This window comes from Burkholderia cepacia GG4 (genome assembly GCF_000292915.1).
Classification (GTDB): Bacteria; Pseudomonadota; Gammaproteobacteria; order Burkholderiales; family Burkholderiaceae; genus Burkholderia; species Burkholderia cepacia_D.
In genome coordinates, this window is sequence record NC_018513.1 from 837,846 (window position 1) to 856,497 (window position 18,652).

The 18,652-nt window shown below is 67.7% G+C and carries 18 protein-coding genes and 2 pseudogenes; 8 read left to right on the forward strand and 12 right to left on the reverse strand.

From position 1 onward, the window contains the following. Positions 1 to 2 precede the first annotated feature (2 nt). Both GEM_RS03750 and GEM_RS32110 read right to left on the reverse strand, forming a co-directional pair. Positions 3 to 689, reverse strand: a complete 687-nt coding sequence (locus tag GEM_RS03750; RefSeq protein WP_014896121.1) for an HAD family hydrolase — start codon at positions 687 to 689, stop codon at positions 3 to 5. Between the two features lie 180 nt (positions 690 to 869). Further along, a pseudogene (locus tag GEM_RS32110) lies at positions 870 to 971 on the reverse strand (inositol 2-dehydrogenase); the annotation flags it as partial. Here GEM_RS32110 and GEM_RS03755 point away from each other — a divergent pair. Beyond that, positions 958 to 1,209 (forward strand): annotated as a pseudogene (locus tag GEM_RS03755) (oxidoreductase C-terminal domain-containing protein); the annotation flags it as partial. The pseudogenes GEM_RS32110 and GEM_RS03755 sit on opposite strands and share 14 nt — an antisense overlap. 113 nt (positions 1,210 to 1,322) lie before the next feature. On the opposite strand, the gene GEM_RS03760 reads toward GEM_RS03755, so the two are convergent. From GEM_RS03760 to glpD, 3 genes are all read right to left on the reverse strand, one after another. Then, positions 1,323 to 2,039, reverse strand: a complete 717-nt coding sequence (locus GEM_RS03760; RefSeq protein ID WP_014896123.1) for an MIP/aquaporin family protein — start codon at positions 2,037 to 2,039, stop codon at positions 1,323 to 1,325. Positions 2,040 to 2,119: 80 nt separating this feature from the next. Continuing rightward, complete coding sequence (gene glpK / locus GEM_RS03765) at positions 2,120 to 3,622, reverse strand: glycerol kinase GlpK (RefSeq protein ID WP_014896124.1); 1,503 nt, start codon at positions 3,620 to 3,622, stop codon at positions 2,120 to 2,122. A 105-nt stretch (positions 3,623 to 3,727) separates the two neighbouring features. Next, complete coding sequence (gene glpD, locus GEM_RS03770) at positions 3,728 to 5,251, reverse strand: glycerol-3-phosphate dehydrogenase (RefSeq protein WP_014896125.1); 1,524 nt, start codon at positions 5,249 to 5,251, stop codon at positions 3,728 to 3,730. A gap of 163 nt (positions 5,252 to 5,414) precedes the next feature. On the opposite strand from glpD, the gene GEM_RS03775 reads away from it, so the two are divergent. Further along, positions 5,415 to 5,783, forward strand: coding sequence for a hypothetical protein (locus GEM_RS03775; RefSeq protein WP_014896126.1), 369 nt, complete (start codon positions 5,415 to 5,417; stop codon positions 5,781 to 5,783). Between the two features lie 97 nt (positions 5,784 to 5,880). Here GEM_RS03775 and GEM_RS03780 read toward each other — a convergent pair whose 3' ends face one another. Then, positions 5,881 to 6,078 (reverse strand): hypothetical protein, encoded by a 198-nt coding sequence (locus tag GEM_RS03780; RefSeq protein WP_014896127.1) that lies wholly within the window; start codon positions 6,076 to 6,078, stop codon positions 5,881 to 5,883. A gap of 302 nt (positions 6,079 to 6,380) precedes the next feature. Then, positions 6,381 to 7,160: a DeoR/GlpR family DNA-binding transcription regulator gene (locus tag GEM_RS03785; RefSeq protein WP_014896128.1), complete on the reverse strand. Its 780-nt coding sequence runs from the start codon at positions 7,158 to 7,160 to the stop codon at positions 6,381 to 6,383. Positions 7,161 to 7,383: 223 nt separating this feature from the next. On the opposite strand from GEM_RS03785, the gene GEM_RS03790 reads away from it, so the two are divergent. The 3 genes from GEM_RS03790 to GEM_RS03800 all read left to right on the forward strand — a co-directional run bounded on the left by GEM_RS03790 (position 7,384) and on the right by GEM_RS03800 (position 10,743). Next, positions 7,384 to 9,024 (forward strand): gamma-glutamyltransferase family protein, encoded by a 1,641-nt coding sequence (locus GEM_RS03790; RefSeq protein WP_014896129.1) that lies wholly within the window; start codon positions 7,384 to 7,386, stop codon positions 9,022 to 9,024. A gap of 316 nt (positions 9,025 to 9,340) precedes the next feature. After that, positions 9,341 to 10,168: a ferritin-like domain-containing protein gene (locus GEM_RS03795; RefSeq protein WP_014896130.1), complete on the forward strand. Its 828-nt coding sequence runs from the start codon at positions 9,341 to 9,343 to the stop codon at positions 10,166 to 10,168. Between the two features lie 68 nt (positions 10,169 to 10,236). Further along, entirely contained in the window at positions 10,237 to 10,743 is a 507-nt protein-coding gene (locus tag GEM_RS03800; protein WP_014896131.1) for a hypothetical protein, read from the forward strand. On the opposite strand, the gene GEM_RS03805 is transcribed toward GEM_RS03800, so the two are convergent. The 3 genes from GEM_RS03805 to GEM_RS03815 all read right to left on the reverse strand — a co-directional run bounded on the left by GEM_RS03805 (position 10,737) and on the right by GEM_RS03815 (position 14,418). Further along, complete coding sequence (locus GEM_RS03805) at positions 10,737 to 12,206, reverse strand: DEAD/DEAH box helicase (RefSeq protein WP_014896132.1); 1,470 nt, start codon at positions 12,204 to 12,206, stop codon at positions 10,737 to 10,739. The two genes, GEM_RS03800 and GEM_RS03805, sit on opposite strands and share 7 nt — an antisense overlap. A 129-nt stretch (positions 12,207 to 12,335) precedes the next feature. Then, a complete protein-coding gene (locus GEM_RS03810; protein WP_014896133.1) occupies positions 12,336 to 13,634 on the reverse strand; it encodes a c-type cytochrome in 1,299 nt (432 codons plus the stop codon). Between the two features lie 19 nt (positions 13,635 to 13,653). Then, a complete protein-coding gene (locus GEM_RS03815) occupies positions 13,654 to 14,418 on the reverse strand; it encodes a c-type cytochrome (RefSeq protein ID WP_014896134.1) in 765 nt (254 codons plus the stop codon). Positions 14,419 to 14,796: 378 nt separating this feature from the next. Between GEM_RS03815 and GEM_RS03820 the strand changes: the two genes are divergently transcribed. Continuing rightward, the gene (locus GEM_RS03820; RefSeq protein ID WP_014896135.1) at positions 14,797 to 15,729 is read left to right on the forward strand and encodes a CopD family protein; all 933 of its coding nucleotides are present in this window, start codon (positions 14,797 to 14,799) and stop codon (positions 15,727 to 15,729) included. A gap of 132 nt (positions 15,730 to 15,861) precedes the next feature. Here the strand turns inward: GEM_RS03820 and dgoD are convergent, their stop codons facing one another. Then, positions 15,862 to 17,010, reverse strand: a complete 1,149-nt coding sequence (dgoD, locus tag GEM_RS03825) for a galactonate dehydratase (RefSeq protein WP_014896136.1) — start codon at positions 17,008 to 17,010, stop codon at positions 15,862 to 15,864. A gap of 134 nt (positions 17,011 to 17,144) precedes the next feature. Here dgoD and GEM_RS03830 point away from each other — a divergent pair, with 134 nt between their 5' ends. After that, entirely contained in the window at positions 17,145 to 17,849 is a 705-nt protein-coding gene (locus tag GEM_RS03830) for a FadR/GntR family transcriptional regulator (RefSeq protein WP_014896137.1), read from the forward strand. Positions 17,850 to 17,871: 22 nt separating this feature from the next. Here GEM_RS03830 and GEM_RS03835 read toward each other — a convergent pair whose 3' ends face one another. Further along, positions 17,872 to 18,117, reverse strand: coding sequence for a DUF1272 domain-containing protein (locus GEM_RS03835; protein ID WP_014896138.1), 246 nt, complete (start codon positions 18,115 to 18,117; stop codon positions 17,872 to 17,874). Positions 18,118 to 18,272: 155 nt separating this feature from the next. Between GEM_RS03835 and GEM_RS03840 the strand changes: the two genes are divergently transcribed. Next, complete coding sequence (locus GEM_RS03840; RefSeq protein ID WP_014896139.1) at positions 18,273 to 18,620, forward strand: GFA family protein; 348 nt, start codon at positions 18,273 to 18,275, stop codon at positions 18,618 to 18,620. Positions 18,621 to 18,652: the final 32 nt, after the last annotated feature.

Below are 18,652 nucleotides of genomic sequence, written 5' to 3' on the forward strand. Positions count from 1 at the left end.
CGTCAGGACTGCACGTCGCCGAATTCGCCGCGCATGCCGGCCGCGACGAGCGCCGGCAGTTCATCCATCTTGCGCATGATTCGCGTGATGCCCATCGCGCGCAGCGCGTCCGCGTAGTTGTCGGGGATGTGGCTCGCGCCGACGAACGCGATCGTCTTCATGCCCGCCGCGCGCGCGGCGTTCAGGCCCGACACGCTGTCCTCGACGACGATGCAGCGCTCCGGCGCGACGCCCAGCGTATGCGCCGCATGCAGGTACACGTCGGGATAGGGCTTCGGCCGCGCGACCTGCTCGGAGCTGAACACGCGATCGCCGAAGATTTCGGTGAGCGACGCGCGCTTGAGCGAGCTGCGCACGCGCACGAGCCGGCTGTTCGATACCACCGCGGCCGGCAGGCCGACCTTCAGCAATGCGTCGCGCACGCCGGTGATCGGCGCGAGCGACTGCGCGAGACCGGTCTCGATGTTGTGCTCAATGGTTTCGATGAAGTTGTCGGGCATCCGGATCCCGAATTGCGCTTCGAGCCCGGCGAGAAAGCGTGACGTCTGCTGGCCGAACGCCGACTTCGCGGCGGCTGTGAAATCCAGGTGCGGGAAGGTGGTGGACAGCGTTTCGAACAGCACGCGGTCGGCGATGACTTCGCTGTCGACGAGTACGCCGTCGCAGTCACAGATGAGGTGATCGAGCATGATGGTGAAGAGGCGGGGCGTCGGCGACGCCGATCATGCCGCCATGATACGTGCTTTCGCGGCCGGGCCGCGCGTCGTTCGGCGCGCCGCTTGCGGCGCCGGGCCGGTCCCGCCTGTCGGGCCGGGGCCCGGCACCGTTGCCCGGCGGCGGCCCGCTCGCGCCGGCCGCCGTCGCGTGCGTCACACCTCGACCACGCGCCCCGTCTGCCACGACGTCATCGCGGCCTCGGCCAGTTCGAGCGCGGCGAGCCCGTCGTCGATCGTCGTCCTGACCGGTGTGCCGGCGCTCGGCGAACGGACGGTCGCGCGTGTGCTCGGCGACGATGCGGAAATCCATTTCCACTTCGACGCAAGCGAGCGGCTCGTCGCGGCAAGCGGTTTCGGTCGGGCGTCGGGATTCGTGAAGGAGATGCACGTCGCGCGCATGCTGGTCGAGCGCAGGATCGACGTGACGCCGGCCGCGGTCGCGGATGCGGGTGTGAAGCTGAAGTCGCTGGTGTCGGCCGCGGGCGATCGCTAGCGGCGGTGCGCGGTGCCGGCGCAGTGGCGGCCGGGTGAAGCGGGAGGAGGAAGGAAGCGGGTAGAAGCGCGCGGCAGCCGCTGCCGCGCGCTCAAGCTCGAATGAAACCGTGATCAGGCCATCGCGTGCAGGCGCAGATACAGGCCGGCCGCCGCGGCGCCGCCGAGCAGCGGGCCGATCACCGGCACCCACGCATAGCGCCAGTCGCTGTCGCGCTTGCCGGGGATCGGCAGCAGCGCATGCATCAGGCGCGGCGACAGGTCGCGCGCCGGGCTCATCGCATAGCCGGTCGGGCCGCCGAGCGAGATGCCGATGCCGAGCACGAGCAGGCCGACGGGCAGCGCGTCGAGCGCGCCGAGGCCGACTTGCGGCGACGCGAGGTACAGCACGCCGAGGATCAGCACGAACGTGCAGATCGCTTCGGTCAGCACGTTGTGCGTGACGCTGCGGATTGCGGGTGCCGTGCAGAACACCGCGAGCTTCAGGTCCGCGTCGACTTCCTTCGCGAAGTGCTGGCGATAGGCGAGCCACACGAGCAGCGCGCCGGCCATCCCGCCGAGCATTTGCGCGAGGATGTAGCCGCCGACCTTCGACCACGCGAACTTGCCGGCGAGCGCGAGGCTGATCGTGACGATCGGGTTCAGGTGCGCGCCGCTGAACGACGCGGTCACGTAGACGGCGACGAACACGGCCATCGCCCAGCCCATCACGATCACGATCAGGTCCGCGCCTTTGCCCTTGGTCTTTGCCAGCAGCACGTTTGCGACCGCGCCGTTGCCGAGCAGCACGAGGATCGCCGTGCCGATGAATTCCGCAATATAAGGTGACATGTTGTCTCTCGTAGATGACGGCGGACTCGCGCGCTGCGCGGCCCGCCGGTATTGTTGTATTTCGTCAGGATGTCTTACGGTTACTGCGTGTCGTCGGCCCACGCCTTGGCGGCGCGCACCGCGCGCTGCCAGCCGGCCATGCAGCGCTCGACCTGCTCCTTCGGCATCGACGGCGAGAAGCGGCGATCGAGCTGCCACTGGCTGCGCACTTCGTCGAGGTTGTTCCAGTAGCCGATCGCGAGGCCCGCGAGGTAGGCCGCGCCAAGCGCGGTCGTCTCGGTGATCTGCGGACGCACCGCGTCGACGCCGAGCAGGTCGGCCTGGAACTGCATCAGCAGGTCGTTCGCGCTTGCGCCGCCGTCGACGCGCAGCTCGCCGATGCTGATGCCCGAATCGGCTTCCATCGCGGCCAGCACGTCGAGCGACTGGTACGCGATCGCATCGAGCGCCGCGCGTGCGAGGTGCGCCGACGTCGTGCCGCGCGTGACGCCGAACACCGAGCCGCGCGCCCGGGCGTTCCAGTGCGGTGCGCCGAGGCCTGCGAACGCCGGCACGAGGTAGACGCCGTCGGTATGCGGCACGCTCGCGGCGAGCGCTTCGATCTCGGCGGCCGTCTTGATGATGCCGACGCCGTCGCGCAGCCACTGCACGACCGCGCCCGCGATGAAGATGCTGCCTTCGAGCGCGTACTGCACGTCGTCGCCGATCTGCCAGGCGATCGTCGTGACGAGGTTGTTCTTCGACTCGATCGGCTTGTCGCCGGTGTTCATCATCAGGAAGCAGCCGGTGCCGTAGGTGTTCTTCACCATGCCCGACGTCGTGCACATCTGGCCGAACAGCGCCGCCTGCTGGTCGCCGGCGATGCCCGCGAGCGGGATCTTCGATGCGAACACGGTGGTCTTCGTGTAGCCGTAGATTTCCGACGACGCCTTCACGTCCGGCAGCATGCTGCGCGGGATGTCGAGCAGTTCGAGCAGCTCGCTGTCCCACTCGCGCGTGTGGATGTTGAACAGCATCGTGCGCGACGCGTTGGTCACGTCGGTTACGTGCAGCTCGTGCTTCGTGAAGTTCCACACGAGCCAGCTGTCGACGGTGCCGAACGCAAGCTTGCCCTGGCGCGCCCGGTCGCGCGCGCCCGGCACGTTGTCGAGGATCCAGCGGATCTTGGTTGCGGAGAAGTACGAGTCGATCGGCAGGCCGGTCTTCGCGCGCACCTTCGCCTCGAGGCCCTGCTGCTTGAGCGAATCGCAGAAGTCGGCGGTGCGGCGGTCCTGCCACACGATCGCGTTGTAGACGGGCTGGCCCGTCTCGCGATCCCAGACGATCGTCGTCTCGCGCTGGTTGGTGATGCCGATCGCGGCGATCGACGTGCCGTTCAGGCCGGTGCGCGTGACGGCTTCGGCGGCGACGCCCGCTTGCGTCGACCAGATTTCCTGCGGGTCGTGCTCGACCCAGCCGGGTTGCGGGTAGATCTGTTCGAATTCCTTCTGGGCGATCGACACGATGTTGCCCTGGCGATCGAACAGCATTGCGCGGGAGCTCGTCGTGCCCTGGTCAAGCGCGAGGATGTACTGGTCCTGCATGTCTCTCATCTCCATCCGTGGATTGGCGTAGTTGTGATGCGCGCCGCATGTTACGCGGCGCGTCGGTGAATCAACGTCGGTAAGACAACTGCAACTGCAAAGGGATCACGCGTGCGGCGCGTGCGCGGCGGCGAACCACGCGTCGACCGCGGCCGTCACCGCGTCGAGCGAGCCCGGCTCGACGTGCAGGCCGAGCTTCGAGCGGCGCCACAGCACGTCCTGCGCGCAGGTCGCCCATTCGACGTCGCGCAGGTAGCGCAGCTCGGCGTCATGGATGCCCGGGGCGATCTCGGTGCCGAGATCCGCGAGCGACTGCGCGCCGTCGACCACCCGTTCCGCGCGCGTACCGTACGCACGCGCATAGCGGCGTGCGAGCGCGGCGGGCAGCCACGGATGCCGTTTCGCGAATGCGCCGGCGAACACGTCGAACTTCGCGTTCGCGATGTCGCCGCCCGGCAGTGGCGCGCCGGCCGTCCAGGTGGTCGCGTCGCGGCCGAGCGCGCGGCACAGCAGGTCGCCGGCTTCTTCCGCCAGCTTGCGGAACGTCGTGATCTTGCCGCCGAACACCGACAGCAGCGGCGCGCCGGCGCCGTCGTCCATCTCGAGGCGGTAGTCGCGCGTGACGGCCGACGCGTTCGCCGCGTTTTCGTCCTCGAGCAGCGGACGCACGCCCGAATAGGTCCAGTGCACGTCGGCCGGCGAGATCTTGCGCTTGAAGTAGCGGTTGATCGAATCGCACAGATACTGCGTCTCGTCGCGATCGATCGCGACCTTCGCGGGATCGTTCGTGTATTCGACGTCGGTCGTGCCGATCAGCGTGAAGTCGTGTTCGTACGGAATCGCGAAGATGATCCGCTTGTCCGGGTTCTGGAAGATGTACGCATGATCGTGCTCGAACAGTCGCCGCGTGATGATGTGGCTGCCCTTCACGAGCCGCACGCTATGCTGCGCGCCGCGGCCGAGCGCGCCGTGCAGCACGTCGCCGACCCACGGGCCGGCCGCGTTCGCGACCGCGCGTGCATGCACGACCCGGATCGAGCCGTCCGCGTGCTGCAGGCGTGCTTCCCATTCGTCGCCGCGGCGCTCCGCCGACACCAGCTTCGTGCGCGTGAGGATCTCGGCGCCGCGCTCCTTCGCATCGAGTGCGTTCAGCACGACGAGGCGCGCGTCGTCGACCCAGCCGTCCGAATACACGAAGCCGCGCTTGATCGAGTCGATCAGCGGCCTGCCGGCCGCATGGCGGCGCATGTCGATGCCGCGCGAGCCGGGCAGCAGCTCGCGTTTCGCGAGGTGATCGTAGAGGAACAGGCCGATGCGGATCAGCCACGCCGGCCGCAGGTTCGGCATGTGCGGCATCACGAAGCGCAGCGGCCACATGATGTGCGGCGCCGCGCGCAGCAGCGTCTCGCGCTCCTGCAGCGCCTTGCGCACGAGTCCGAACTCGTTGTACTCGAGATAGCGCAGGCCGCCGTGAATCAGCTTGGTGCTGGACGACGACGTGTGCGACGCGAGGTCGTCCTGCTCGCAGAGCAGGACCGACAGGCCGCGGCCGGCCGCATCGCGCGCGATCCCCGCGCCATTGATGCCGCCGCCGACGACGAGCAGATCGTAGCGATTCGGTTGGGTCACCCTGCTGTCCTTATCGTCTGATGGAAATGGGCGAACATGAAATGTTCGAATTCGAAATTTAACGAACGAAATCGAAAAAGTAAAGTTCGAAAAAGCGGGGCCAGTAGCGCGCGGCGCGATCCCGGACGATACTGGCGGAATCGACCGTTTCGCGAGGTGAATCATGCGTATTGGGATGTGGGCCGGCGTGTGCGCCGTCGTCCTGGCAGGGTGCAGCGCCGGCACGCCGCCGCTTGCCGGCAACTGGCGGGCGCCATCGTTCGTCGACCTGCAGACGGCGTGCGGCGGCACCGCGCGCGATTGGGGTGCGGACGCGCAGCCGGTCTATTCGACGCTGTACGACGCGTACGTGGCGAAGCGGTATCGCGGGCTGACGCAAGCGAACTATTGCGCGTTCGTAAACGAACTTTCGACGCACTATGCGGCGCCCGATGCGGCGGGGCGCGCCGGCTGGGTCGCGTATTTCAACGGCGCACGCGCGCAGGCCGTCAGCTGGCGGGCCGCGGTCGACCCGACGCTGCGCGGGGGCTGACGCGGACCGGCGCGAGCCGGTGCGAGAGGCGAGAAAGCGGGGGCGGCGGCGCGGCCGGGAATCCGGCCGGCGCGTTCAGGTCAGGAACAGTGGAATTTCACGAATAACGGTATTTGATGGATCGCAACGCGGCGTCGCCAGTTTCGGTCACGCAGTATTTGCGTCCCGATCCCAGCCCTTCCAGCCGCACGAGCTGCTGTTCGAGCAGCGCGTCGAGTTCATCGCGTTCCATGTCGCCGTGGTCAGGGGCGTCCTTCACAAGCAGTAGCGTGGCAAATTCATGCGGACTCAGCATCGTTCTCTCCATGGCAATCGGTTTGCCCGCGCGACCGGCGCAAACGCCGGTGCGCGATACCCCGGGGGGTATGGCTTGGGGGGAAAGCTGTATTCGCCGGCCTTGGAATTCGCGCACGCCATGGCACAGGCGGGTCGCGCGAACGGGCCGGGGAACTGGAGTCTAGTCGAGCGCGCGGGCAACGACAAATCGTGCCCCGTTAATTTTCGGTTTGACAGGTGGGCATGCAGCAAGCGGTTCGGCCGACACGCCAACTTCTTGATTTCACTTGAAGTTTCAGGTGCGGTGCAGCATCGCAAGCGTCATTCCGCGATATACACCTGGGTGCCCGCGGCGGCCACCGTGTCGGCCATCTCCGGCGGCAGCGGCTTGTCGGTGAAAAGCGCGTGCACCTGGCTCAGGTGCCCCTGGCGCACCAGCGCCGGGCGTCCGACTTTCGAATGATCGGCCACGAGGTAGACCGTGCGCGCGTGCTGCATGATCGCCTCGGCGACGCGCACCTCGCGCGTGTCGAAGTCGCGCAGCGTGCCGTCGGCCTCGATCGCCGACGTGCCGATGATCGCGTAGTCGACCTTGAACTGGCGGATGAAGTCGATCGCGAGTTCGCCGACGATCCCCTTGTCCCACGGCCGCACGATGCCGCCCGTGATCAGCACCTCGCAGTCGGGGTAGCCGCTCATCATCGACGCGACGTTCAGGTTGTTCGTGATCACGTGCAGTCCGTGATGGCGGTTCAGTGCGCGCGCAACTTCCTCGGTCGTCGTGCCGAGGTTGATGAACAGCGAGGCCTGGTCGGGGATGTGCGATGCCGCCAGCGCCGCGATGCGCCGCTTCTCGTCATGGAACATCCGCTGGCGCGCGGTGTACGACACGTTCTCCGAGCTGGTCGGCAGGCTCGCGCCGCCATGGTAGCGGCGCAGCAGGTTGAGGTCGGCGAGCCAGTTCACGTCGCGGCGGATCGTCTGCGGCGTGACCGCGAAGTGCGCGGCGAGATCGTCGACGGTCACGAAGCCGTCGCGCTGCACCCATTCGAGCAGTTCCTGCTGGCGCGCGTTGAGGGTGAGGCGAGGGTCTCGGGTCATGGCTCGGCGGTCGGATCGTGAGGCGGAGCAGGTATTGTAAGGGCGGGAAGGGCCTTCGACCGGCCTGCGGCGTATGACTGCCGGGAATTCATGCAGAAAGCGCATGGATTCATGTGACAAATGAATTTGCGCGATCGCGCGGATCGCGCTGCAATGGCGGACTGTCCGCGCACGCCGATCGTGCGTCCGGCGCGTTCATTCAGCTTTCGACGAGGTGGAACCGATGACTGGCTTCAACTGGCACAACCCGTATCCGACGACCCGCATTCCGGTGTTCGCGCGCAACGTCGTGTCGACGTCGCACCCGCTCGCCGCGCAGGCCGGGCTGCGGATGCTGTGGAAGGGCGGTAATGCCGTCGACGCGGCGCTGGCCGCCGCGGCCGCGATCACGGTGGTCGAGCCCGTGTCGTGCGGGCTCGGCGGCGACGCGTTCGCGCTCGTGTGGGACGGCGAGCGGCTGTCCGGGCTGAATGCGTCGGGTGTCGCTCCCGCCGCGTGGAACCCCGACTATTTCCGCAAGCGCCACGGCGAGGATGCGCGCGGCATCGCGAACAAGCCGACCCGCGGCTGGGACACCGTCACGGTGCCGGGCGTGATCGCGGGCTGGGAAGCGCTGCATGCGAAGTTCGGTTCGCTGCCGTTCGCGGACCTGCTCGAGCCGGCGATCGAGATTGCCGAGCGCGGCTATTCGGTGTCGCCGATCGTCGCGCACAAGTGGGCGGCCGCGGTGCCCGAACTGCAGCGCCTGCCGGGCTTCGCCGACACCTTCATGCCGCGCGGGCGTGCGCCGCTCGTCGGCGAACGCATGTGCCTGCCCGGCCATGCGCAGACCCTGCGCACGCTCGCGAAGGAAGGCGCGCGTGCGTTCTATGAAGGCGCGCTCGCCGAACGGATCGCGGCGTTCGCGCGCGAAGGCGGCGGCGCGCTGACCGAAGCCGACCTGCGCGCGTACCGGCCGGAGTGGGTCGAGCCGATCGGCAAGCGGTTCGGCCGCCACACGATTCACGAGATCCCGCCGAACGGGCAGGGCATCGCCGCGCTGATCGCGCTCGGGATCGCCGAGCATGCGGGCCTGACCGAATGGCCGGTCGATTCGGTCGACTCGCAGCACCTGCAGATCGAGGCGATGAAGCTCGCGTTCGCGGACGTCTACCGCTACGTCGCCGATCCGCGAGCGATGGACGTGACGCCCGAGCAGATGCTCGACGATGCGTATCTCGCGGCGCGCGCGAAGCTGATCGATCGCACGCGCGCGACGCACTTCGCCGCCGGCCGCCCGCATTCGGGCGGCACGATCTACCTGTCGGCGGCGGACGAGCGCGGGATGATGGTGAGCTTCATCCAGTCGAACTACATGGGCTTCGGTTCGGGGCTCGTGGTGCCTGGCGCGGGCATTGCGTTGCAGAACCGCGGGCACGGCTTCTCGATGGACCCGGCATCGCCGAACGTCGTCGCGGGCGGCAAGCGGCCGTTCCATACGATCATCCCGGCGTTCGTCACCGAGGAAGCCAACGGTCGCACCGAGGCCGTGATGAGCTTCGGCGTGATGGGCGGCGACATGCAGCCGCAGGGCCACCTGCAGACCGCCGTGCGGATGCTCGGCTATGGGCAGCAGCCGCAGGCCGCCTGCGATGCGCCGCGCTGGAAGGTCAACCGCGACTTCACGCTCGATGTCGAGGCAACGATGAATCGCGCGACGATCGATGCGCTCGCGGCACGCGGACATACGATCAAGTCGATCGACGACCCGTACATGGACTTCGGTTCGGGGCAGTTCGTGTGGCGCCTCGATCCGGACGATCCCGAGCGCGGCTACGTGGCCGCGAGCGACAGCCGTCGCGACGGCCTGGCGGCCGGTTTCTGACGGAACGCTTCCAGTGTGGTGCCCGACGGGCGGCCGAACGGCCGCCCGTTTTGTTTGGTGTGACGCATACCATCGAACCCGCGCAACCGGTTCGAAGAACTCATCTAACGAACTGCAACATGGGCGGCGGAACTGCGCGTGTCACGGATGGTCAGTGCTCTGAAGCACGAACATCGAAGTCCGGCTAAGATGCCAGCATGGCTCGGCCGGATGAATCCACGATAAATGCAACAAGCAATACGTCGCCTGCGGGCGCGCCGGGCCCGTGCCGAAGGTAAGGGACGGCCGGCCGCGCGACGACTGGGAGCGCACCACCATGGACACCGAAACGACGCACGTCATGCCGTGGCGTATCGAGGACATCGACCTGAACCGGATCGATCGTCAGCGCGCCGCCGCGAACGAGGATCTGCTGCTGCTGCTGTGCGCATCGTCGTTCATCGAAAGCGGCTCGGATCTCTACACGAGCAACCTGAGCGAGTTCTTCAACGACGATCCGGAAGTCTCCGCGTGGCTCAACAATGCATGGGAGCATGAGGAACTGCAGCACGGGCGCGCGCTGAAGGCGTACATCGCGCACGTGTGGCCCGAGTTCGACTGGGACACCGCTTTCGCGAATTTCTTCGCCGAGTATTCGAAGACCTGCTCGGTCGAGGCGTTCGAGAAGACCCGCGCGCTCGAGATGGTCGCGCGCTGCGTCGTCGAGACGGGTACGGCCACGCTCTATCGCGCGATCAACGAATGCTCGGACGAGCCCGTGCTGAAGGAAATCACCGACAACATCCGCACGGACGAAGTGCGTCACTACAAGCACTTCTTCAAGTTCTTCAAGAAGTACAACCAGCGCGAGGGGAATGGCCGGCTCGCGGTGCTCGGCGCGCTGATGCGCCGCGTGATGGAAATCAAGAACGAGGATTCGGAGATCGCGCTGCGCCACGTGTTCGCGATCCGCTATCCGGATCGCGTCGGCGACAGCCAGTACAACCGCGAGCGTGCCGCGCGCATCAGTTCGCTCGTACGGCGCAACCTGTCGGCCGACATGTGCGTGAAGATGCTGCTCAAGCCGCTCGACCTGCCCGCGAAGATCCAGCCGGGCGTCCACTATCCGCTGGCGAAAATCACGCGGCACGTGTTCCTGCGCTGAGCGTCACCGCGCGGCCCTTCGCGCGTATGCTGCGGCATCATCGTCTGCTTTCCACCGGGGCCGCCATCATGACCGATTCCCATCGCCACGCGCTCGAACAATGGACGTTCGATGCGTGGCCGCCGGCCGTCGTCGCGCTGTTCGACGGCACCGCGCTCGAACGCCATGCCGACTTTGCCGCATCGTTGATCGTCGCGACCGACGACGGCCAGTTGCGCACGACGCTGCTCAGCGTCGGCGAGATCCATGCGCGCGATGCGCGTACGCTGCTGCTCGCGCTATGGCCGCAATCGCGCGCGGCGCGCGCGCTGGTGCAACGGCGCACGGCTGCGCTGACGCTCGTCGCGGACGGCGCATTCTGGCAGGCACAACTGAGGATCGAGCCGCTCGAAGGAGAGTTCGGCGGACTGGCCGGATTCGCTGCGACGATCGCGCACGGCGATGCGCAGCGGGTCGGCTATGCGCGTCTCGCGACTGGTGTCACGTTCGCGCTGGAAGGGGAGCGCGCCGAGGTGCTCGCACGCTGGCAGCGCCAGGTCGAGCACCTGCGGCGCGCGGCCGCGCGGCTTCAGTGACCGCGCTGGCCGCTGCGCGACGAACGGTTGCGGTTCGCATGCGCGGCATTGCCGTTGGCGGGACGCGCGCTGTTGCCGCCGGACGGACGACCGCCGCTGTTGGCGTTGCCGCTCGTGCCGCCGGCCGTGCGCGGCTTGGCTGCCTTCGCGGCCTTCGGCTGCGCGTTGTTGCCGTCGCGCTTCGCGGCAGGCTGGCCTGAGCCCCCTGCACGCGGCTGGCGATTGCCGCCGCCACCGCCGCCGCCGCCGCCGCCGCCGCCGCCGCCGCCGCCGCGCGGCTGCTGCCCGCGGCGTTGCTGGATCGGCTCCGGCTTCGCGGTCGGATCGGGTTCGAAGCCCGCGATCACTTCCTGCGGAATCTCGCGCTTGATCAGCCGCTCGATGTCGCGCAGCAGCTGCTTCTCGTCGACGCACACGAGCGACACGGCTTCGCCGGTCGCGCCCGCGCGGCCCGTCCGGCCGATCCGGTGCACGTAATCCTCGGGCACGTTCGGCAGGTCGAAGTTGACGACGTGCGGCAGCTGGTCGATGTCGATCCCGCGTGCGGCGATGTCGGTCGCGACCAGCACCTGCAGCGTGCTGTTCTTGAATTCCGCGAGCGCGCGCGTGCGTGCCGACTGGCTCTTGTTGCCGTGGATGGCCATCGCGCTGATGCCGTCCTTCGTCAGCTGTTCGGCGAGCCGGTTCGCGCCGTGCTTGGTGCGCGTGAACACGAGCACCTGGAACCAGTTGTGTTCGCGGATCAGGTGCGTGAGCAGCTCGCGCTTGCGATCGCGGTCGACCGGGTGGATCTTCTGCGCGACGCTTTCCGCGGTGGTGTTGCGGCGCGCGACTTCGATCAGCGCCGGCGAATCGAGCAGGTTGTCGGCGAGCGCCTTGATCTCGTCGGAGAAGGTCGCCGAGAACAGCAGGTTCTGGCGCTCCGGCGGCAGCTTCGCGAGCACGCGCTTGATGTCGTGGATGAAGCCCATGTCGAGCATCCGGTCGGCTTCGTCGAGCACGAGGATGTCGAGGTTCGACAGGTCGATCGTCTTCTGCTGCATGTGATCGAGCAGGCGCCCCGGCGTCGCGACGACGATGTCGACGCCGCGCTTGAGTGCATCGATCTGCGGATTGATGCTGACGCCGCCGAACATCACGGTCGAGCGCAGCTTCAGGTACTTGCTGTATGCGCGCACGCTTTCCTCGACCTGGGCGGCGAGTTCGCGCGTCGGCGTGAGGATCAGCGCGCGGATCGCGCGCTTCGCGCCGCGATGCTCGGCGTAGAACGTGTGCAGGCGCTGCAGGATCGGCAGCGTGAAGCCGGCGGTCTTGCCGGTGCCGGTCTGTGCGCCGGCGAGCAGGTCGCCGCCGCCGAGGACGGCAGGGATCGCTTGCTGCTGGATGGGTGTCGGCGACGTGTAGCCGAGCTCGTTGACCGCCTTGACGAGCGGTTCGGCCAGGCCGAGAGATTCGAAAGACATAGATACCACTCTGGAGTTTTATGATCGGCGACGCCTCGCGCGGCCTGCGCGGGGAACTGGCGTCGCAAAAAGCAAAGGGGCGCGGCTGCGGTTTCCCGCAGCCGCGCCCCCGTTTGTGTCGCGCGCTATTTAGTCAAGCGGCGCGGAACGCAGGTCGCTCACCTGTTGCGGCGAGATCGGCGTACCGTTGTTGCCCCACGACATCCGGATATAGGTTACCACCGCCGCGACTTCCTGGTTCGACAGCGACTGTGCGAACGGCGGCATCCCGTACGGACGCGGATTCTTGAACGTGCTCGGCGGATAGCCACCGTTCAGCACCATGCGGATCGGGTTGACTGCCGATTCCATCACGATCGAGTGGTTGCCCGCGAGCGGCGGATACGCCGGCGGCTTGCCCGAGCCGGTTGCAGCGTGGCAGGTCGCGCAGTTGTCCGCGTAGATCTTCTTGCCCTGGTCGAACAGCGTGTTGCCGAACTGCTTCGACGGCTCGTACTGCATGTTCTTCGGCGCTTCAGCCTTCTGCGGGATCGACTTCAGGTACGTCGACATCGCGCGCGTATCTTCGTCGTTCATGTACTGGAGGCTGTTGTGCACGACGTCGGCCATCGGGCCGAATACCGCGCCCTGGTTCGACACGCCGGCCTGCAGCAGGTTGGACAGCTCTTCCACGTGCCAGTCGCCGAGGCCGAGTTCCTTGTCGTTCGTCAGCGACGGCGCATACCAGTTCTGCAGCGGGATCAGGCCGCCCGCGAAGGCCGCCGAGTTCACCGGGCCGCCCATCATGTTGATCGACGTGTGGCACATCGAGCAGTGGCCGAGGCCTTCGACGAGGTAAGCACCGCGGTTCCATTCGACCGACTTGGTCGGATCCGCCTTGTACTCGCCTTCCTTGAAGAACAGCGTGCGCCAGCCGATCAGCAGGTTGCGGTTGTTGAACGGGAACTTCAGTTCGTGCGGACGGCTCGGCACCGATACCGGCGGGACCGAACGCAGGTACGCGTAGATCGCGTCCGAATCGGCGCGCGTGACCTTCGTGTAGCTCGCGAACGGGAAGCCCGGGTAGAGCAGGCTGCCGTCCTTCGAACGACCGGTGTGCATTGCGCGGTAGAAGTCGTCCGACGTCCACTTGCCGATGCCGTCCTTGTCGTCCGGCGTGATGTTCGGCGTGTACATCGTGCCGAACGGCGTCGCCATCGGCAGGCCGCCCGCGAACGACTTGCCGCCGCGCACGGTATGGCACGCGATACAGTCGCCGACGCGCGCGAGGTATTCGCCCTTCTTGATCTGCGCGGCCTGGTCGGCCGGCGTGGCCGCGACGGCGGAAGCGCCGTGCAGCGTGTCGTTGCCCGGCCACAGGACCGGCACGAGGGCGGCGGCCGCGACGATCGCGACAGCCGAGAGTGCAAACAAGGACTTGCGTTTCATTGTGTCTGTCTCCCTTGCCTTATTGCGGTTCGCTGCCGCAGGCGAGCGGAGTCTTCATCGAACGCGCCGGGGCCGGCACGGGGTTGGCGGGCGCCGGTTGCGCGGCGAGCCATGCGGTCACGGCGGTCACGTCTTCGTCCGACAGCTTCGACGCGATGTCGTGCATGCAGTCAGGCGCCTTCGCGTGGCGGTTGCCCGAGCGCCATGCGCCGAGCTGTGCGCTCAGGTAATCGGCGTGCAGGCCGACGAGGCCCGGGATCGCCGGCTGCATGCCGGTCAGCCCTGCGCCGTGGCAGGCCACGCAGGCCGGCAGCTTGCGGGACGGGTCGCCTTGCGTGACGAGCTGCTTGCCGCGCGCGAGCGTCGCGGCCGGCAGCGTCGGCTTGGCCGGCGTCGGGTACGGCGGACGCTCGGCCGAGAAGTGCTCGGCGATCTCTTTCAGGTAATCGTCGTTCAGGTACGTCAGCAGGTAGTTCATCGGCGGGTACTTGCGCCGGCCGTCACGGAAGTTGACGAGCTGGTTGTACAGGTAGTCCGCCGGTTTGCCGGCAAGCCGCGGGAAATAGTCGTTGTCCGTACCCTGGCCGTGAACGCCATGGCATGCAGTACAGCCGCGCACGCGCTCGGCCATCGTATCGGGTGCCTTGAGCGGCGCCTGCTGGGCGTGCGCTTGCTCCGTGGGCTTGGTCTGCGCTTGGGCAGCGCTCGTAAGGCCCGCGCCACCGATCAACAGAACGGCGAGCAACGGACGGAAGAGGCGTCTTGAAGACACACGAGACTCCATGTTTATTCGTCGGGGACCTTGTCCGGGCTACGATCGGCTCGGCGCATGGACGGCAGGACAGCCGGGCTGCTGCGACGCGGCATTCTATCATCGATGGGTAATGACGGCTATTTGGCAAAAGGACATCGGTTCCTGTCTGTTTGCGACTTGCGACAATTTGACGCGCTTTATGCTCTGGTCGTGTGAACCGGCGTGCGCTTTGACCATCGAAGACCGTACACTCGCGGGTCGCGCGGCGCCGCCTCCGCCGCAGACCCAGTCATTTCTCCCGTTTCCGGAATCATCGATGACGTTTTCTACCGTGCCGTTGCCGCCTTCCCGTTGCTGTTCCGCCTGTCGTCACGCGACCGGCCTGCCGTTTCAGGGAGGGCGCGCGCGATGAAGGTCGACAGCTTGTGGATCGGGCAGGTCGCGCTCGGCGCGCTGATGGACGCGACGTTCGCGATGGCGATCGGCTCGGCGCTGCTCAAGGCATGGCTCGGCAAGGACGGTGCACGGCCGGTCGTCGCGCCGTCGCACCCGGCATGGCTGCGCGCGCAACATTCGCTGGTCGCGGCGGCGCTGGCGCTCGTGCTCGCCGATCTCGGCTGGCTGCTGTACGAAGCCGCGTCGATGAGCGGCACGGGGCTCGGCGGCGCGTTCGCCGCGATCCCGACCATGCTGACGCAGACGCACGCGGGCTTCGCGTGGAGCGTCGCGTTCGTCGGCGCGGTGGTGCTCGCGATCGTCGCGCTCGCGAAGCCGGACGGCCCGCTCGCGCACGCGGTGCTGTGGCTCGCGGTGATCGTGGTCGCGGCCGGCAAGGCGTCGCTCGGCCATGCGGCCGACACGGGCGCGCTGTCCGCGGCGGTCGGCGTGCAGACGCTGCACCTGCTCGCCACCGCGGTGTGGGGCGGCCTCGTGCTCGCGGGCGGGCTCGCGGTGCTGCCGGTGCTCGGCTCGTCGGTCGCGCGCGGCGGGCTGATCCGAATCGGTCAGCAACTGTCGCGTACGTCGGTGATCGCGGTCGTATTCGTGCTCGGCACGGGTGTGCTCAATGCGCTGCGCGGGCTCGGCGGCTCGCTCGCGCCGCTCGACGGCAGCACGTGGGGGCGCGTGCTGTTGCTCAAGCTGCTGCTCGTCTCGCTCGCGCTCGTGCTCGGCGGGCTGAACCGCTTCTCCGCGCTGCCGCGCCTGCGCCGCACCGCGTCGACCGAGGATGCGCACACGTTCCGCAATATCCTGCATCTCGAGGCGCTGACGATAATCGGCGTGTTCATCGCGGCCGCGGTGCTGTCGTTCAGCGTGCCGGGGTTCGCGGCGCTCGGCTGACGGCTGGCGCGGGGCGGCGCAGGGCCGGCCGCCTGCGCGTGCCGCGGATGCAAACACGGCCGCTTGTCGGGCAGTCGTGTCGAAGTCGATGCGCGGCGTGCCCGCCGCGCAACTCGACTATCTCACCACCGGTCACCATTCGGCGACGCTGCCGTCTGCGTGGCGCCACACCGGATTGCGCCAGCGGTGGCCCGTCTGCGCCATCTCGCGCACCTTCTCCTCGTTGACGTCGATGCCGAGCCCCGGGCCCTGCGGGATCGCGACGAAGCCGTCTTCGTAGCGGAACACCTCGGGGTTGCGCAGGTAGTCGAGCAGGTCGTTGCCCTGGTTGTAGTGGATGCCGAGGCTCTGCTCCTGGATGAACGCGTTGTAGCTGACCGCGTCGAGCTGCAGGCACGCGGCCAGCGCGATCGGGCCGAGCGGGCAGTGCAGCGCAAGTGCGACGTCATAGCTTTCCGCGAGCGTCGCGATCTTGCGGCACTCGGTGATGCCGCCCGCGTGCGACGCGTCGGGCTGGATGATGTCGACGTAGCCGCCCGCGAGGATGTGCTTGAAGTCCCAGCGCGAGTAAAGCCGTTCGCCGAGCGCGATCGGCGTGTTGGTCTGGTTGACGATGTCGCGCAACGCCTCGGCATTCTCCGACAGCACCGGCTCCTCGATGAACATCAGCTTGTACGGATCGAGCTCCTTCGCGAGCACCTTCGCCATCGGCTTGTGCACGCGGCCGTGGAAATCGACGCCGATCCCGACGTGCGGGCCGACCGCGTCGCGCACCGCCGCAACGTTGGCGATCACCTGTTCGACCTTGTCGTAGGTGTCGACGATCTGCAACTCCTCGGAGCCGTTCATCTTCACCGCCTTGAAGCCGCGCTCGACCACCGCGCGCGCGTTGTTCGCAACGTCGCTCGGGCGGTCGCCGCCGATCCACGAATACACCTTGATGCGATCGCGCACCTGCCCGCCGAGCAGCGCGTGCACCGGCACGCCGTGATGCTTGCCCTTGATGTCCCACAACGCCTGGTCGACGCCCGCGATCGCGCTCATCATGATCGGGCCGCCGCGGTAGAAGCCGGCGCGATACATCACCTGCCAGTGATCCTCGATCAGCAGCGGGTCGCGGCCGACCAGGTAGTCGGCGAGCTCCTGCACGGCGGCCTCGACCGTATGCGCGCGTCCTTCGACGATCGGCTCGCCCCAGCCGACGATCCCTTCGTCGGTTTCGATCTTGAGGAACAGCCAGCGCGGCGGGACGACGAAGGTTTCGAGGCGGGTGATTTTCATGGCGCGAGTCTCCAGGGTTGACCGGCGCGGACGTGCGGATGCGGCGCCGGTCGAGTACGTGGCGGTTATCCTAGCGCAGCCCGATAAAAAATAGTATTAATAGTATTATTGTGCAGATAGTGGGCAGCCGACGCGTGCCCGCTCAACGGAGGACGATCATTCAACGCGACCTGCATGGACAGACGGCCTTTCAGCTGGCGACGGCGATCCTGCGCGGCGACTACCCGCCCGAGTCGCTGCTGCCGCGGGAGCCGGACCTGATGGAGATGTTCGGCGTGAGCCGCACGGTGCTGCGCGAGGCGCTGCGCACGCTTACGTCGAAAGGGCTGGTCGAATCGCGGCCGAAGGTCGGCACGCGCGTGCGGCCGCGCCGCGCGTGGAACCTGCTCGACGCCGATCTGCTCGACTGGTATGCGCGGGTCGCGCCGCCGCTTGCGTTCGCGCTGAAGCTGCAGGAGATGCGCGAGATGATCGAGCCGCACGCGGCCGCGCTGGCCGCGCGCGCGCACGGGCCGGGTGCTTTCGACGCGATCGAGGACGCGGTGCGCGCGATGGCCGCCGCGCGCAATGTCGACGAATGGGTGCGCGCGGACCTGCGCTTTCACCTGAGCGTGCTGGAGGCCGGTGGCAACGAGCTGCTGGTGCCGCTCGGCGCGCTGATCGACCGCACGCTCGAGGCGCAACTGCATCTGAACGCGCGCCGCGCGGACGTGTTCAACGCGTCGCTCGCCGAGCATGCGGCGGTCAGCGATGCGATTCGCGTGCGCGACGAGGACGGCGCGCGCCGCGCGATGGCGTCGCTGCTCGCGGTGACGCGCGCGCGGATCGAGATGTCGTGACGGGAAGGGCGTCGTCGTGCCGTCAGTGGTTCGGGCAGCCGCCCGGCTTCAGCACGCGTTGCGTCGACGCCGGATACTTCGCGAGCAGGCTCGCCGGCCGGCGCGGGCGCGCCACCAGCTCGCCGCCGCAGTTTGGGCAGCGGCCCTTCAGCACGTCGTTGGCGCAGGTCGCGCAAAAGGTACATTCAAAGGTACAAATGAGCGCATCCGCCGCATCGGGCGGCAGGTCCTTGTCGCAGCATTCGCAGCCGGGACGCAGTTCGAGCATGGCGGTTTTCCTCGTGGTCGGAGCGGTTCGGGACGGGTGGCGCCGGGCATTGCGCGCGACGCGGGTGCGCGCTACTGTAACCGCTTGAGCCGGCCCGGCCAACGGTGTCCCGCCGGGATGCCGTCGACGCGCACGGGCTGCCCCGGGAGACGACCATGCTCTATCGTGGAAGCTGTCACTGCGGCGACGTGAAGTTCGAGGCGGAAGGCGACCTGCAGGGCGTGATGGCCTGCAACTGCTCGATCTGCCGGCGCAAGGGCGCGCTGATGTGGTTCGTGCCGCGCGATCACATGACGCTCCTCACACCCGACGAGAATCTCGCGACCTACATGTTCAACAAGCACGTGATCCGGCATCGCTTCTGCAAGCGATGCGGGATTCACACGTTCGGCGAGGGGACTCATCCGAACGGCACCGAGATGGCCGCGATCAACGTGCGATGTCTCGAGGATGTCGATATCGATGCGCTGCCCGTCACGCACTACGACGGCCGCTCGCACTGAGCGGTGCGTCGTCGCGTGAGCGTACGGGGCGT